The sequence below is a fragment of the Ralstonia sp. VS2407 genome, assembly GCF_052950655.1.
Map to the genome: position 1 here is coordinate 52,675 of NZ_JBRFVG010000017.1, position 14,042 is coordinate 66,716.

17 protein-coding genes are annotated in these 14,042 nt (G+C 63.5%); 10 read left to right on the top strand and 7 right to left on the bottom strand.

All coding sequences use genetic code 11. The features are described 5' to 3' along the window. Positions 1-2: 2 nt before the first annotated feature. Complete coding sequence (locus ACU8YE_RS21690) at positions 3-962, bottom strand: MBL fold metallo-hydrolase (protein ID WP_433868088.1); 960 nt, start codon at positions 960-962, stop codon at positions 3-5. A gap of 276 nt (positions 963-1,238) precedes the next feature. Between ACU8YE_RS21690 and ACU8YE_RS21695 the strand changes: the two genes are divergently transcribed. From ACU8YE_RS21695 to ACU8YE_RS21710, 4 genes are all read left to right on the top strand, one after another. Next, positions 1,239-2,123 carry an IclR family transcriptional regulator gene (locus tag ACU8YE_RS21695; RefSeq protein ID WP_322018970.1) on the top strand — a complete coding sequence of 295 codons (885 nt, stop codon included), beginning with the start codon at positions 1,239-1,241 and terminating at the stop codon, positions 2,121-2,123. A gap of 114 nt (positions 2,124-2,237) precedes the next feature. After that, entirely contained in the window at positions 2,238-3,290 is a 1,053-nt protein-coding gene (locus tag ACU8YE_RS21700; protein ID WP_232039300.1) for a branched-chain amino acid ABC transporter permease, read from the top strand. Positions 3,291-3,294: 4 nt separating this feature from the next. Then, entirely contained in the window at positions 3,295-5,121 is a 1,827-nt protein-coding gene (locus tag ACU8YE_RS21705) for a branched-chain amino acid ABC transporter ATP-binding protein/permease (protein ID WP_446929585.1), read from the top strand. A gap of 11 nt (positions 5,122-5,132) precedes the next feature. After that, positions 5,133-5,876 (top strand): ABC transporter ATP-binding protein, encoded by a 744-nt coding sequence (locus ACU8YE_RS21710; RefSeq protein WP_446929586.1) that lies wholly within the window; start codon positions 5,133-5,135, stop codon positions 5,874-5,876. An 18-nt stretch (positions 5,877-5,894) separates the two neighbouring features. Here the strand turns inward: ACU8YE_RS21710 and ACU8YE_RS21715 are convergent, their stop codons facing one another. Further along, a complete protein-coding gene (locus ACU8YE_RS21715; protein WP_232039303.1) occupies positions 5,895-6,236 on the bottom strand; it encodes a hypothetical protein in 342 nt (113 codons plus the stop codon). Between the two features lie 104 nt (positions 6,237-6,340). Next, positions 6,341-6,850: a GNAT family N-acetyltransferase gene (locus tag ACU8YE_RS21720; protein ID WP_232039304.1), complete on the bottom strand. Its 510-nt coding sequence runs from the start codon at positions 6,848-6,850 to the stop codon at positions 6,341-6,343. Between the two features lie 164 nt (positions 6,851-7,014). Here ACU8YE_RS21720 and ACU8YE_RS21725 point away from each other — a divergent pair, with 164 nt between their 5' ends. Further along, the gene (locus tag ACU8YE_RS21725; protein ID WP_446929587.1) at positions 7,015-7,887 is read left to right on the top strand and encodes a D-amino-acid transaminase; all 873 of its coding nucleotides are present in this window, start codon (positions 7,015-7,017) and stop codon (positions 7,885-7,887) included. A 65-nt stretch (positions 7,888-7,952) separates the two neighbouring features. Further along, entirely contained in the window at positions 7,953-8,507 is a 555-nt protein-coding gene (locus ACU8YE_RS21730) for a surface-adhesin E family protein (protein WP_232039306.1), read from the top strand. A 48-nt stretch (positions 8,508-8,555) separates the two neighbouring features. On the opposite strand, the gene ACU8YE_RS21735 is transcribed toward ACU8YE_RS21730, so the two are convergent. The 3 genes from ACU8YE_RS21735 to ACU8YE_RS21745 form a co-directional block, all read right to left on the bottom strand. Next, positions 8,556-8,864, bottom strand: a complete 309-nt coding sequence (locus tag ACU8YE_RS21735; RefSeq protein WP_232039307.1) for a hypothetical protein — start codon at positions 8,862-8,864, stop codon at positions 8,556-8,558. A gap of 96 nt (positions 8,865-8,960) precedes the next feature. Continuing rightward, positions 8,961-9,911 (bottom strand): alpha/beta fold hydrolase, encoded by a 951-nt coding sequence (locus ACU8YE_RS21740; protein WP_446929588.1) that lies wholly within the window; start codon positions 9,909-9,911, stop codon positions 8,961-8,963. Between the two features lie 81 nt (positions 9,912-9,992). Continuing rightward, positions 9,993-10,913, bottom strand: a complete 921-nt coding sequence (locus ACU8YE_RS21745; RefSeq protein ID WP_446929589.1) for a LysR family transcriptional regulator — start codon at positions 10,911-10,913, stop codon at positions 9,993-9,995. A gap of 106 nt (positions 10,914-11,019) precedes the next feature. Here ACU8YE_RS21745 and ACU8YE_RS21750 point away from each other — a divergent pair, with 106 nt between their 5' ends. From ACU8YE_RS21750 to ACU8YE_RS21760, 3 genes are all read left to right on the top strand, one after another. Then, a complete protein-coding gene (locus ACU8YE_RS21750) occupies positions 11,020-11,271 on the top strand; it encodes a DUF2798 domain-containing protein (protein WP_232039310.1) in 252 nt (83 codons plus the stop codon). A gap of 420 nt (positions 11,272-11,691) precedes the next feature. Next, positions 11,692-12,159, top strand: coding sequence for an N-acetyltransferase family protein (locus ACU8YE_RS21755; RefSeq protein WP_446929590.1), 468 nt, complete (start codon positions 11,692-11,694; stop codon positions 12,157-12,159). Positions 12,160-12,302: 143 nt separating this feature from the next. After that, positions 12,303-12,779 (top strand): nuclear transport factor 2 family protein, encoded by a 477-nt coding sequence (locus tag ACU8YE_RS21760; protein WP_232039312.1) that lies wholly within the window; start codon positions 12,303-12,305, stop codon positions 12,777-12,779. Between the two features lie 48 nt (positions 12,780-12,827). Here the strand turns inward: ACU8YE_RS21760 and ACU8YE_RS21765 are convergent, their stop codons facing one another. Further along, positions 12,828-13,166, bottom strand: a complete 339-nt coding sequence (locus tag ACU8YE_RS21765; protein WP_322018975.1) for an AraC family transcriptional regulator — start codon at positions 13,164-13,166, stop codon at positions 12,828-12,830. Between the two features lie 152 nt (positions 13,167-13,318). Here ACU8YE_RS21765 and ACU8YE_RS21770 point away from each other — a divergent pair, with 152 nt between their 5' ends. Then, positions 13,319-13,885, top strand: a complete 567-nt coding sequence (locus tag ACU8YE_RS21770) for a TetR/AcrR family transcriptional regulator (RefSeq protein WP_260804165.1) — start codon at positions 13,319-13,321, stop codon at positions 13,883-13,885. The last annotated feature ends 157 nt before the right edge of the window (positions 13,886-14,042 follow it).

Consider the following 14,042-nt stretch of genomic DNA (forward strand, 5'->3'; position numbering starts at 1 on the left):
GTTCAGCCTTGCAGGGCAGCCCACATTTCCTTGTCGCGCTCGGCTGTCCAGATGCGCGGGTGCTTGATGCCGCAGGCCTCATCAAAGGCACGCGTCACGTCAAACGGCAGGCAGTGCTCATAGATGAAGACGTTGCCGAACTTCGGGTCCATGGCTGCGCGGGTGTGCGCCATGGCGGCCTTCAGGTCCATCTTTTGCGCGACGGCTTCCTTGCCACGTTGCAGCAGCGTGGACACGAAATCACGCGTATAGGCGAGACCCTTGTCGACTTCGGCTGGATTGAGCAACGCGGGGCCGCGGCCGGGCACGAGCTTGTCGGCGCCGAGCGCGCGCAGTGCATCCAGCGTGGCGGGCCATTCTTCGAGTTGGGCGTCACCGCAGTAGCAGGCAGCGTCGTATTCGACGAGGTCGCCGGAGAACAACACCTTCTGCGACGGAATCCACACCACGGTGTCGCCCTTCGTGTGGCCGGGCCCGAGGTGCAGGATCTTCACTTCCAACTTGCCCAGGAACAGTGTCAGCTCGCGCTCGAACACCAGCGTCGGCCACGTCAGCCCGGGCACGGTTTCAACGCCCGCGAACAGGCGCGGAAAGCGTTCGATTTCGGATTTCATATCCGCTTCACCGCGCTCGACGATCATTTCGTACGTGCCGCGGCTGGCAATGATGTTCTGCGCGCCTTCGGCAAAGTAGGCTGACGCGCCGAGCACGCGCACGGCGTGATAGTGCGACAGCACCACGTGCTTGATCGGTTTGTCGGTGATGGCGCGGATGCGAGCGATCAGGTCTTGCGCCATCGCGGGCGTGGCGGTGGTGTCGACGATCAACACCGAGTCGTCGCCGATGATGACGCCAGAGTTGGGGTCGCCCTCGGCGGTGTAGGCGTAAGCGTTGGGGGAGAGCTGGGTGAAGGTGACTTGTTTGGCCTCGAGGTCGGCTTGCGAGGCGAAGGCTTTGGCCATTCTGTCACTCCTGGTGTAGTTGATTACGGTTGGGGGAATTGGTTTTCAACGTGCAGGGCCCGGAAAATCTGGGTTGGGGTGTACTGATACCAAGCCATGCCGAACGCTGGCAATCATAGACCGCAGGGTCGGGAGACGCGCCTAGGGTATACGTGAATTATGATTAGAAGCATGATTTCTACAATGCATAAAAATCAAAACTGGCCGTGAAAGCAAAGCTGCGTGCTACGCTCGCAGCACTTTGTCGGCCCAGCCGCAGCCAACGCGCCCCGAGACATGGAGACCACGGAAGTCGAAGACGACCTGCCACCCGATGGCGATGCAGAAGACGCGCGCGCAAGCCGTGACCGCTCGGGCATCCAATCCATCGAGGTCGGCTCTCAATTACTGGTGGCGCTGACGCGTGCCATGCGGGCGATGGCGCTCGGCGATTTGGCACGCGCGGCGGGTATGCATCCGTCCAAGGCGCATCGTTATCTGGTGAGCCTGCAGCGCGTGGGGGCCGTGTCGCAGGATCCGCTGACCGGCCGCTACGAACTCGGGCCCTTTGCACTTCGCCTGGGCCTGGCCAGCCTCAATCGCTCCGATGCCATCGTCCGCACGCGGCCGTTGCTGGCCGGCTTGCGAGACCAGACCGGCCACACCATCGGCATTGCCGTGTGGAGCGATCGTGGCCCGACCGTCGTGCATTGGGAGAAGGCTGGCGGCGCGCCTGGCGTGAACCTGCGTATTGGCGACGTGTTGCCGATGCTCAATTCCGCTACCGGCCGCCTGTTCGGCGCGTATCAGCCGATGGAACAGACGCTGCCGCTTGTAGAGCGGGAGCTGCACGAGCGTGCTGGCGACGACTTGCCCGGGCTGCCGCGTTCGCTTACCGAGTACTACCGTCTGTGCGAAGACGTCCGGACTGAAGGCGCATCATGGGTCACGGGTAGCCTGCTGCCGGGCGTGAACGCGCTGTCGCTGCCGGTGTTCGGTGCGCGCGGGCAGCTTGTGCTGGTGTTGATTGCGCTGAATCTGCAACCCCTGTTTCACGCGCAGCGCGGTGGTGAGCTGGAGCACACGCTGCGCACGTTCGTGATGCGCCTGTCTGCCATGCTGCAGGCGCCCGCGGTCAGCCCCGCCAAGGCCAGCAACCGGCGGAGCAGGGCGACGCGTTAGGGTTGTCGCCAATTTCATCCTGTCGTAAGAAATTTACTATCTCGTAACTCGTGGCGCCCCCTTGCCCGGTCCACATCCGGCGCGAACTCCACGACTACAAGAACGAGGAGCTTCATGGACTTGTCGATTGCCGCCATCCTGGCGCAAGACGGCGTGACATCGGGCGCGATCTACGCGCTGCTGGCGCTGGCGCTCGTGCTGGTGTTTTCCGTCACGCGCGTGATCTTCATCCCGCAGGGCGAATTCGTGGCGTATGGCGCGCTCACGCTGGCGGCCATCCAGGCCAACAAGGCGCCGCTGTCGGCCAGCATGCTGGTTGCGCTGGGTGTGCTGACGTTCCTCGTCGAGATGGGCCGCACGCTGCTGCAACCCGAACTGCGTCTGCATGCGTTGCGCACAGGCGCCATCTATGCGGTCAAATACCTGGTCTTTCCGATTGCGGTGTACATCGCCGCCAGCATGCTTGCACCGATGACGTTGCCCATGCCTGTGCAGGTTGCGTTGACACTGCTGATCGTCATTCCAATGGGCCCCATGATCTACCGCCTGGCCTACGAGCCATTGGCCGAAGCCAGCACGCTGGTGCTGCTGATCGTTTCGGTGGGCGTGCACTTTGCGATGGTGGGCCTCGGCCTTGTGATGTTCGGCGCGGAAGGTTCGCGCACGGATCCGTTCTCCGATGCGCGCTTTGATCTGGGTGCGCTCACCGTGTCGGGCCAGAGCCTCTGGGTGGTGGCTGTATCGGTGCTGATGATTGTGGCGCTGTACTTCTACTTTGGCCGCACGGTGTCGGGCAAGGCGCTGCGGGCGACGGCGGTAAACCGGCTGGGTGCGCGGCTCGTCGGCATTGGCACCACACAGGCGGGGCGCTTGGCTTTCACGCTTGCGGCGGCGCTTGGCGCGCTGTGCGGCATCCTGATTGCACCGCTGACCACGGTCTACTACGAGTCCGGTTTCCTGATCGGCCTGAAGGGCTTCGTGGGCGCCATCGTGGGTGGGCTCGTGAGCTATCCGGTGGCGGCGCTGGGCGCGCTGCTGGTGGGGCTGCTGGAGTCGTATTCGTCGTTCTGGGCGTCGGCGTTCAAGGAGGTGATCGTGTTCACGCTGATCATTCCGGTGCTGCTGTGGCGGTCGCTCACCACCAAGCATGTCGAGGAAGAGGAATAAGCCGATGAACACGCTGACCAAATCTTCGGAAGGCACGGCGCAGCGCGGCTGGCTTTCGCGCAATCGCGTGCTGACCGCCTTCTTTGTGGTTGTGCTTGCGTTGATTCCGATCGTGCCCACGCCCGAATTCTGGATCACGCTGCTGAATTACATCGGGCTCTACAGCCTTGTCGCGCTGGGGCTGGTGCTGCTGACAGGGGTGGGCGGCCTGACATCGTTCGGGCAGGCGGCGTTCGTTGGTCTGGGTGCGTACAGCACCGCGTATCTGACGACGCAGTATGGTGTGTCGCCGTGGATCGGCTTGCTGGCCGGGATCGTCATCACCGTGGTCAGCGCCTATGTGATCGGCCTGATCACGATGCGCATGTCGGGCCACTACCTGCCTCTGGCGACAATTGCGTGGGGCCTCTCGTTGTTCTTCCTGTTCGGCAACCTGGAATTCCTGGGCAAGTACGACGGGCTGAACGGCATTCCGGTGCTGAACGTGCTCGGCAAATCGTTGCAGACCGGGCGCGAGATGTTCTATCTGATCTGGGCCGTCGTCGTGGTGGCAGTGCTGGCGGTGCAGAACCTGCTGAATTCGCGCCCGGGCCGGGCTATCCGCGCGCTCAAGGGTGGCGGCACGATGGCCGAAGCCATGGGCGTGAACACGGCGTGGATGAAGGTGGTGATCTTCGTGTTTGCGGCGGTGCTGGCGTGCATTTCGGGCTTCCTCTATGCGCATCTGCAACGCGCGGTGAACCCGACGCCGTTCGGTCTGAACTACGGTATCGAATACCTGTTCATGGCGGTGGTCGGTGGCGTGGGCCACGTGTGGGGCGCGGTGCTTGGCGCGGGTTTGCTGACCATCCTGAAAGACAGCCTGCAAAGCATTCTGCCGAAGCTGCTGGGCTCCAACGGCAACTTCGAGATCATTGTGTTTGGCGTGCTGCTTGTGCTGTTGCTGCAGTACGCGCGTGACGGCGTATGGCCGTTCATCCGCAAGCTGTTTCCCTCGGCGCCGACGGCCCGTGCACCCGACGACGCACCGGCGCTGAAGCAGCGCGAGAAGCCGCATGCCGGTGAGCTGATCCTCGACGTACGCTCTGCACGCAAGGAGTTTGGCGGCCTGGTTGCCGTGAACGACGTCAGCTTCCAGGTGAAAGCCGGCGAGATCATCGGCCTGATCGGCCCCAATGGCGCGGGCAAGTCGACCACCTTCAACCTCGTGACAGGCGTGCTGCCGGTCACGCGTGGAGAGGTGCTCTACCGCGGCGAGCACATCAGCGGCATGCCTTCGCGCGAGATCGTCAAACGCGGCATCGGCCGTACCTTCCAGCATGTGCAATTGCTCTCGGGCATGACCGTGCTGGAAAACGTAGCGCTTGGCGCCCACCTGCGGGGCGACTTCGCGGCCCAGGGCGGCGTGCTCGCCAGCGTGGTGCGCATGAACCAGGCCGAAGAGCAAAAGCTGCTGTTTGAAGCGCGCCGCCAACTGGAACGCGTCGGCCTGGCCGATTGCATGTATCAGGAAGCCGGCAGCCTGGCGCTGGGCCAGCAACGCATTCTGGAAATCGCCCGTGCACTGTGCTGCGATCCGGCGCTGCTGCTGCTGGATGAGCCGGCCGCCGGCCTGCGCTACAAGGAAAAGCAGGCGCTGGCTGCGCTGCTCACCAAGCTGAAAGCCGAAGGCATGAGCGTGCTGCTGGTTGAGCACGACATGGACTTCGTCATGAATCTCACCGATCGGCTGGTCGTCATGGAATTCGGCACCAAGATTGCCGAAGGGCTGCCGCAGGAAGTGCAGCAGAACCCCGCCGTGCTGGAAGCCTATCTGGGCGGCGTGGAATAAGGAGAGCGCGCATGTCTGTCATCTTGGAAGTGAAGGACCTGCACGTCCGCTATGGCAAGGTGGAGGCGCTGCATGGCGCCAACCTGAAGGTGGGAGCGGGCCAGATCGTGACGGTTATCGGCCCGAACGGCGCGGGCAAATCGACGATGCTGGGCGCCATCATGGGCGCACTACCGACCTCCGGTTCGGCCAGCGGCGTGGTCTCGTATCTCGGCCACAACCTGACCGGTCTGCCGGTCGAAAAGCGCGTGGCACGGGGCATGTGCCTCGTCCCGGAAAAGCGCGAGCTGTTTGCCACCATGAGCGTGGAAGACAACCTCGTGCTCGGCGCGTACCGCCGTAAGCGGGCGGGCGAGCGCAACTATCTCGATCAGATGGAAGTGGTGTACGACCTGTTCCCGCGCCTGAAAGAGCGTCGTGTGCAGGAAGCCGGCACGCTCTCCGGCGGCGAGCGCCAGATGCTTGCCGTGGGCCGCGCTTTGATGGCCAAGCCCCAGTTGCTGATGCTGGATGAGCCGAGCCTTGGTCTCGCGCCGCTCATCGTCAAAGAGATCTTCCACATCATCAGCGACCTGCGCAAAACCGGCGTGGCGACGTTGCTGATCGAGCAGAACGCACGCGCCGCGCTGCAGGTGGCCGACTACGGTTACGTGCTGGAAACGGGCGACATGACGCTCGAGGGGCCGGCGCAAGAGCTGGCCGTCAACCCGCGCGTGATCGAGACCTACCTGGGGTTGGCGAAGAAGGCCGCCTGAGCGCGGCCGTGCGCAGGATCAATCGTCGTCGTCATGACGATGGTGCTTGCGCCACTCACGCTCGCGCCAGCGTTGTTCGCGCCATTGGCGTTCCTGCCATTCGCGGCCGCGGCCATCGTCGTAGTAGCCAGGCGCCACGATAACCGGCTGCGGCGCGACATAGACCGGTGGCGGCGCGTAGTAGGCCGGCGGCGGGGGCGGTGCGTACACCGGCGCTGGAGCATAGACCGGCGCGGGCTCGACATAGACCGGCGCAACAGGCACGCCGATTCCGATGTCGACATTGACGCGGGCCAGAGCCGCCTGTGACGACAGCGCGGCAGCGGCTGCCAGCACGTACAGCGCGAAGTTCTTATGCATATAGGAATTCCTCAAGACGCCGCACTGTAGTGGAACGGGGCGCGCGCAGTCTTACAGAAGATATACGGATGTTGCAAATTGTAACGGAGTGACTCGATGGCCGCTCAGGGCAGTGCGCGTTCCATCAATTCAGCGTCTTCGCCGTAGATGGCGCGCAGGGCTGCCCACGCGGCGCTGTCCATGTCAGCAGGCCGATAACCCAGGCGGCGCCAGAAGCCATCCGCGCCTTGCACCGCTACTAGCCGGGATTGGCCCAGACCTTGAGCCCGGGCGCTGGCGCATGCCATCGTGTAAAGCCGCTCGCCCAAACGCTGGCCACGGCCCTCCGGCGCGATAGCCATGTCATGCACGAACCAGAAAGCATCCGTTGCATCGGTGTCGGGCAGCGGCACGTGCAATTTGGGCGGTGTCCATGCGTGCCATGCATGCGAGAGCAGGTAGCCGACCACCTCACGACCGCGCAGCGCGACGAGGCACATGGCCGGGCTGCGCGCCCAGCGGCTGGCAAGCGCATCGCCCGGTTCCAGAAACCCGTCGCCGTAGCACGCCTGCTGCACGGCCAGGATGCCGGGCAGGTCGTCTGCAACGATCGGGCGGATGGTGAGTTGGGACATTGGCGCGCGACTGCTGAAAAACGGCAGAGTTTAACGGAGGGGTTTCGTGCATCATGCTGTTTTCGCATAACGTGGGCACACATCGGTATTCGCGGCATGGCGCACGTATCCTGTAGATTCGTTGGCAGGGCAGTCCCGCCCGCACCTGAATTCCTTCTCCCAGCATGTCCCGAATCATCTTCCTGAACGGCCAATACGTGCCGGACGCCGAAGCCACCGTCTCTGTCATGGACCGTGGCTTTACCTTTGCCGATGGCATTTATGAAGTCACCGCCGTGGCGCGCGGCAAGCTCGTCGACAACGACGCGCACCTCGCCCGCCTGACGCGCTCGCTGTCCGAGATCGGCATCGAGAACCCATACACCGCCGCCGAATGGACGCGTGTGTGCGAAGAGCTGGTAGCGCGCAACGGCCTGGAAGAGGGCGTGGTCTACATGCAGGTCACGCGCGGCGTGGCCGAGCGCGATTTCGGCATCCCCGCAGATATCACGCCGACGGCCGTGGCGTTCACGCAGGTCAAATCCATCGTCAACAGCCCGCTGGCGAAGAAGGGCGCAACCGTGGTGACGGTGCCCGACCTGCGCTGGAAGCGTTGCGACATCAAGAGCGTCGGCTTGCTGCCGCAGGTCATGGCCAAGCAGATCGCTGCCCGCGCCGGTGCGCACGAAGCCTGGATGACCGAAGGCGACCGCGTGACCGAGGGCGCGTCGTCGACCGCGTTCATCATCACCGCAGATCAGCGGTTAATTACGCGTCCGCTGTCGAACGCCGTGCTGCCGGGCATCACGCGCGTGTCGATCCTGGCGCTGGCGCGCGAACATGGCCTGACGCTGGAGGAACGCACCTTTACCGTGGCAGAAGCCCAGCAAGCCGCCGAAGCGTTCTATACGAGCGCGTCGACGTTCGTGATGCCGGTGGTGTTCATCGATGGCGTGCAGATCGGCAACGGCCAGCCTGGCCCGCTCACGCAGGCACTGCGCACGCTGTATCTGCGCTTTGCCGGCGTGGACGTTGCCGAGCCCGTTGGCCAGATGTGATGTAAGCGGTTGCGCCATCGCGGTAGAATCGCCCGCTGAGTTTTTGTAGCAAGGCGAGATATCCCATGACAACAGGAGGCTGGCGCTGGCAAAGCGCCATCGCGGCGACCGCTCTGGTGGCCGCGCAGTGGGCAGCGATGCCCGTATCCGCACAAACCGTGTCCGCGTCGGCGGCAGTGCCGACAGCGTCCGCGCAAGCCGTGACGGGCGGTGCCGCACCCGCGCCTGAATCGGCCAGCACCGATTCCCGCTGGCGCCGGTTCGAGAGCATCAATGGCATCGTGTCGTATATCGACCGGCAATCGGTCAAGCCGCAGCCCAGCGCCGAAGCGGATGCCGATTCGCATACCGTGCACTTCCGACTGCTGCGCAACGTGCTGCCCGACTTCACGATCAAAACGGCAGATGGGCAGCCGATCCGCTCTTCGGTCAAGCAGGTGGTGCTCGATTGCGCGCGACATAGCTACACGGTGATTGCGCAAACGCTCTATCGCGCGCGCAATGCCAGTGGCAAGCCGCTTTACCAGATCCACTACGGCGACGAGGCACAAAGCCGCTCGCTGCGCGAAGGCAGCGTGTTCGAATGGATTGCCGGCCGCTTTTGCGGGGCGGGCCGCTAACGCTGTGGTGCGCAAGGGCGGTGTCAATGCCGCCCGCCACGTTCCCGTTCAGATGGGCGCAGCTTCCCGGCTGTCGCTTCCGTCCTCGCTTTCTTCACGGCCCCGCGCGTAGGGCTGTCGTTCCTGCTCAAGCTCCGGATACCGACGTGACGCGAAGCCCATGGCGGCTTCGTACGAGCCAAACTGGTTGGATTCGGCGGCCACACCGTCGTTGACCAGAATTGCGTACCACTTCCCGTAGAGCGGGCCGTACACCACGACCTTGCTTTTCATTGTCTTGTCCCTGTTTCTTGTATCGATGGCCGGCAACGCGGTTTGCGCGAAGCGGCGGCTCGAGCCGTCCGGGCGCCAGGTCATGGCGCGCCGTCAGCGTGGTGGCGGACGATGATTACAGTGTGTTACACGCGCGTCAACGTTTGCGTTGGGCGCAATCCTCTAGTGGCGCTAGGGGCGTCAGGCCGGTGCCAGCGTGCCGGCCACTCGGGCCTGCTGCAGTTCGGCGGGCTCGTGGCCTGATTCGACATAGTTGGCAAAGCGCACGATGCAGTCCGCCACCCAGTCGGGGCGACGCAGGGGCAGCCAATGGCCGGCGTCGACCTCGTGGCGCCAGTAGTGCGACACCCAGGCTTCCACAGCGCGCGTCACGGCGGGGCTGACGTAGCGATCGCGCGTGGGCACGATCAACTGCACGGGGGCATGCGGTGCACGCGCCTGGGGGCGGGCGAGGCGATCGCGGAAATTTGCGCGATACATGCGCACGCCGTTGCAGGCATCGCGCACAAGCGTCGGCCGCGGCGCTTCGACGCGTATGCCTTCCGTCTTGTGCAGCCACCACGGCCAGGCGCGCGCCACCCACAGCCGCCACGACCATTCGGGCACCAGCGGCAGGTGGAAATATCCCACGTACCACGATTGCAGCCGCTGCTTCCACACCGCGCGCTTGGCTGTCCATGTGCCGGCATCAAGCTGCGTGCGCATCCAGTGGCCGACGTGGTCCAGGCACGGGCCCGAGATCGATGTGTACGAAGCGATGCGCCCGCGTAGCCGGTCCGTCGTTACCGATTCCCAGCTATGGATGGAGCCCCAGTCGTGCCCGACCAGATGGAAGCGCTCGCCGGGCAGCAGCGCATCGGCGACGGCGGCAAGGTCGTCGACAAATTCGGGGATGCGGTAACCGGTGGTATCTGCCGGAGCGTCCGACAACCCGGCACCGCGCACGTCGAAGGTCAGCACGCGGCGGTCGTGCGCCAGGGTATCGCGCACACCGTGCCAGACGGAACTGTCATCCGGATAGCCATGCACGAGAACGATGGCGGGGCGCAGCCGCGCAAACGCGTCGGCGGGCAGGGTCATGCGGGCATGCAGGCGAAGGTTGCCGGAACGCACCACGTGGCTGCTGTGCATCGGGTCTCCAGTGAAATTGGCGCGGGAGTCTCCAGCCTATGGGGCAATCGGCAGATGCGACAACGCGTGTTTTTACCCGTTTCAAGCAGTGTGCGATGCACTCGGCGGGGCGTCGGCTTGCAGCAGCGGTGTCGCTGCGGTGAAGGCCGCCAGATGCTCCAGCAGCGTCCTCACCTTGCGTGGCAACTGTTGCTGCGGCCACACCGCGTAGATGGGCCGCTGCGGCGTACGCCATTCCGGCAGCAGGCGCACCAGCCGGCCTGCTTCAAGCGCCTGATGGCAGAGCGTGCGTGGGCAATACAGCAGGCCAAGGCCCGTTTCCGCCAGCGTCACGCCCAGTTCAATGTCATTCAGGTCGCAGCGGCCATGAGGCTGCAGTTCGATGGTTTCCTCGCCATCGGGTGAGGTGAAGCGCCATGTGGAAAGGGGCGACGACACCAATAACTGATGCTGTTGCAGTTCATGCGGATGTGTCGGGGCACCATGCTTGGCCACGTACGCGGGCGAGGCCACCAACACCATCCCGATGACGCCCAGCCGGCGCTGCCGCAGCTTCGGGTCGTCCTGCTGCCCGACGCGGATGGCAAGATCAGCGCCATGCCGCCATACATCTTCATTGCGATTGCTGAGCAACAACTCCAGGCGGATCTCCGGCCACGTCGCCATGAAGCTCGCATAGGCGGGTGCGAGCAGCCCGCGCGACAGGTTCAGTGGCGCCAGCACGCGCAGGGTGCCCTTCACCTGGTTGAGATCGTCGTCGAGCGTGGCCGTGGTTTGCGCAAGCGCGGTCAGCAGCGGGCGGCATTGCTCGTAATAAAGCTGGCCTTCCGGCGTGGGCTTCAGGCTGCGGGCGCTGCGCAGCAGAAGCTGGCAACCGAGCGCTGTCTCGAGCTTCTGCAGGCGCCGCGTGAGCGTGGCGGGCGGCAGGTTGGCATGGCGGGCCGCGGCCTGCAGGCTGCCGAGGTCCACGATGGAAACAAAGAGAGCCAAATCGTCGAGCATGATTCCATTTTCGGAATTTAAGTTTCAATAAACGTCTATAGTTTCTCGAAACGCGGTTGTCTAGCATACCGTCAATCACATTTGATGGCTTGCAAGGAGAACCGCCATGTCGATGCCCGTTTCCACTCCCACACGTCTTCGTATCATTTTTGCGTGGCTGATGTCCGGCCTGATGTCGTTGTTGATGACCGGCTGGATCGGCTGGATCAACGCCGGTATCAGCCCTGATTTTCTCGCGCGCTGGGCGCATGCCTTCGTGCTGGCCTGGCCGGCTGCGTTCACCATCGTGCTGATTGCGGCACCGATGGTGCAGCGGCTGACGCAGCGTCTGGTGTTGCCCAATCCAGCACAACCCTGAAAAGAAAACAGCCCACCGGGAGGACGGTGGGCTGCAAGGTTGACAGCAGGAAAAACCGATTGAAGCGGACGCCGGACTGGCATCCCGTGTGGTCCGGCGGTATGGCTGGTACAACACCCGACCCTTATCGTAGTGACGCTGATGTGCGTGGAGATCGCACTGCCCGGTACCGGGTCGTGACCGGGCCATGGAGCGCACTTTAGTGGGTCGAGGCTTTCAGCAAACTTTCTTCCGGCAACGACTTGTCTCCGGACAATCCCTAGGGCGGTGCGCTGCACACGCGCTGCTCATGGCGTCGCCCCACATGGCAACCGAGGCACGGAAGCACAAGCTAAGCCAAACGGTGGGAAGGCTGGCTGCACGCAGGGCAGCCGGCTGGCAGAATGCGCGAGCGATGCCACCCGCTCCATTCAGCCCTCCATGCCTACACCCGACGACCTGCAGATCCGCCCCATCCGCCAAGACGACTTCGCTGCCTGGAAACCTCTCTGGGATGGCTACAACGCCTTTTACGGACGCGCGGGCGAAACAGCCTTGCCTGACACCGTCACGCAGACGACCTGGCAGCGTTTTTTCGATGAAGCCGAGCCGGTCTATGCCCTGGTTGCCGAGCGGGAGGGCGCATTGCTCGGCATCGTGCATTTCCTATTCCACCGCAGTACCACGCAGGTGCAGATGAGCTGCTATCTGCAAGACCTTTTCACCGCCGAAGCCGCACGCGGGCTGGGCGTCGGTCGCGCGCTGATCGAGGCGGTCTATCGCCGCGCCGCAGAGGCGGGCTTGCCCCGCGTCTATTGGCAGACCCACGAAACGAACACCACGGCGATGAAGCTTTACGACACCGTGGCTGAGAAATCCGGCTTCGTTGTTTATCGCAAATTTCTGTAGGCGTGCGGTGCGGGAATCGTGCGTTCGCGAAAGACACCGTGCGTTCCTGGTATCGGTGCGGCAGTCGGTTGGGCAGACTCTGTGCGTGCTGCTGCGTCGTTGGCGCGGCAGCCTCCACGATTGCCGTTGCCAAGGAGTTGCCAATGTCTGCCAATGAAACCCGCCCGCCGGTTCCGCCGTTCACCTTCGAATCTGCCACCGAAAAGGTGCGTCTGGCCGAAGACGGCTGGAACAGCCGCAACCCGGAGCGTGTCGCGCTCGCGTACACGCCGGATAGCCAGTGGCGCAACCGCGCCGAGTTCGTCAACGGGCGCGAACAGATCGTCGAGTTCCTCACGCGCAAGTGGCGCAAGGAACTCGACTACCGCCTGATCAAGGAACTGTGGGCCTTTGGCGGCAACCGCATCGCCGTGCGCTTTGCCTATGAGTGGCATGACGATTCCGGCAACTGGTACCGCTCATATGGCAACGAGAACTGGGAGTTTGACGAGCACGGCGTGATGCAGCGCCGCTATGCCTGCATCAATGACCTGCCGATCCAGGCGGAGGAGCGTAAGTTCTTCTGGCCGCTTGGGCGTCGCCCGGACGATCACCCGGGGTTGTCTGCGCTGGGTTTGTGACGCGGTCGGCCAAAGAGAGGCGCCCGGTCTTGGCCGGGCGTCGTGCATTCAGCCATGCAGTTGATCCAGCGCGCGTCGTCGCCAGGTCGACGGGCTATCGCCCGCGAGCCGCTTGAATACCGTCGAGAAGTGCGCCTGGCTCTGAAAGCCGACTTCCAGCGCGATCTCGACCACCGTAGCGTCCAGTCTCATCAGCAAGGTCTTGGCGCGCTCGATGCGCCGATGCAAAAGATACGCGTGCGGACGCACTCCCGTGGCCGCGCGGAACTGGGCAGCAAAGTGCATGCGCGTGAGGCCCGTCGCCCGTGCAACGTCTTCCAGCCGGACCGACCTGCCAAGGTTCTCTTCGATATAAGCCGTTGCCAGCCGCAGGCGCCACAGCGGCAACGGCGAGAGCGCCGCTCGAGCAGGGCGGCAATCATCATGAGGGGTCGGAAAAGCAGAAGTCACGGTTTTATGAGACAGGTCTGTCTACATCATTGAGTAGACAGGTCTGTCTGTCAAGACCATACTGAAGCATTGCCTTCACGTTCATCGACATGGCCAAGACTGCCGAAATCCTCTCCGCCCGCGATCGCATCATGGAAACCGCCGAGAGGCTGTTCTTGCAGGAAGGTTTTCGTGCCACCGGCATCGACCGAATCATCGCCGAGTCGGGCGTGGCAAAGATGTCGCTGTACCGGCATTTCCCGTCAAAGAGCGATTTGATCGCAGCCTTCCTGGATGCACGACACGAACGGTGGATGGCGTGGTTTCGTGAGGCGACGGAAGCGCGCCTTGCCAGGCGGGCTGACCTCGACGTGCTGGCGGACGTGTTGGCCACGTGGTTCGACACCGAAACGTATCGCGGTTGCGCGTTCATCAACCTCGTTGCCGAATCCGGTACGGAAACCGGTGACGCGCAGTTGGTGGAAAAGGCCGTCCTGCATAAGGCCGAACTGGCGAGTTATCTGGCGGAGTTGGCCAAGCGTCTCGGCTATCCGCGCCCAAAGGCGATCGCCGAAGAAGCGCTGCTATGCGTGGAGGGGATGATCGTGCGGTACCAGATGACCGGCGAGCGCTCGGTCGTCGATGCTGGCCGACGTCTGCTGGCGCGCCTGCGCTAGCTCGATGCCCCAAGCTTTTGTCGGCCGCCTGGCCGACGTGTGACGCAGTCTTCCTTTTTGGAAACCATAGGGTAATCCCGCATCTGCGATTTCGAAGACGCGGTCTATAGTTGCACCTGTGTTCCAGATATTAACAGACGTTTCATAGGTAAAACAA

Bases quoted from the DNA above. Each gene is read 5' to 3' on its own strand.
- ACU8YE_RS21735 (WP_232039307.1), bottom strand. From the start codon at position 8,864: ATGACCTGGCGCCCGGACGGCTCGAGCCGCCGCTTCGCGCAAACCGCG.
- ACU8YE_RS21725 (WP_446929587.1), top strand. From the start codon at position 7,015: ATGTCCCGAATCATCTTCCTGAACGGCCAATACGTGCCGGACGCCGAA.
- ACU8YE_RS21730 (WP_232039306.1), top strand. From the start codon at position 7,953: ATGACAACAGGAGGCTGGCGCTGGCAAAGCGCCATCGCGGCGACCGCT.
- ACU8YE_RS21770 (WP_260804165.1), top strand. From the start codon at position 13,319: ATGGCCAAGACTGCCGAAATCCTCTCCGCCCGCGATCGCATCATGGAA.
- ACU8YE_RS21695 (WP_322018970.1), top strand. From the start codon at position 1,239: ATGGAGACCACGGAAGTCGAAGACGACCTGCCACCCGATGGCGATGCA.
- ACU8YE_RS21715 (WP_232039303.1), bottom strand. From the start codon at position 6,236: ATGCATAAGAACTTCGCGCTGTACGTGCTGGCAGCCGCTGCCGCGCTG.
- ACU8YE_RS21760 (WP_232039312.1), top strand. From the start codon at position 12,303: ATGTCTGCCAATGAAACCCGCCCGCCGGTTCCGCCGTTCACCTTCGAA.
- ACU8YE_RS21740 (WP_446929588.1), bottom strand. From the start codon at position 9,911: ATGCACAGCAGCCACGTGGTGCGTTCCGGCAACCTTCGCCTGCATGCC.
- ACU8YE_RS21720 (WP_232039304.1), bottom strand. From the start codon at position 6,850: ATGTCCCAACTCACCATCCGCCCGATCGTTGCAGACGACCTGCCCGGC.
- ACU8YE_RS21755 (WP_446929590.1), top strand. From the start codon at position 11,692: ATGCCTACACCCGACGACCTGCAGATCCGCCCCATCCGCCAAGACGAC.
- ACU8YE_RS21705 (WP_446929585.1), top strand. From the start codon at position 3,295: ATGAACACGCTGACCAAATCTTCGGAAGGCACGGCGCAGCGCGGCTGG.
- ACU8YE_RS21690 (WP_433868088.1), bottom strand. From the start codon at position 962: ATGGCCAAAGCCTTCGCCTCGCAAGCCGACCTCGAGGCCAAACAAGTC.
- ACU8YE_RS21710 (WP_446929586.1), top strand. From the start codon at position 5,133: ATGTCTGTCATCTTGGAAGTGAAGGACCTGCACGTCCGCTATGGCAAG.
- ACU8YE_RS21700 (WP_232039300.1), top strand. From the start codon at position 2,238: ATGGACTTGTCGATTGCCGCCATCCTGGCGCAAGACGGCGTGACATCG.
- ACU8YE_RS21750 (WP_232039310.1), top strand. From the start codon at position 11,020: ATGTCGATGCCCGTTTCCACTCCCACACGTCTTCGTATCATTTTTGCG.
- ACU8YE_RS21745 (WP_446929589.1), bottom strand. From the start codon at position 10,913: ATGCTCGACGATTTGGCTCTCTTTGTTTCCATCGTGGACCTCGGCAGC.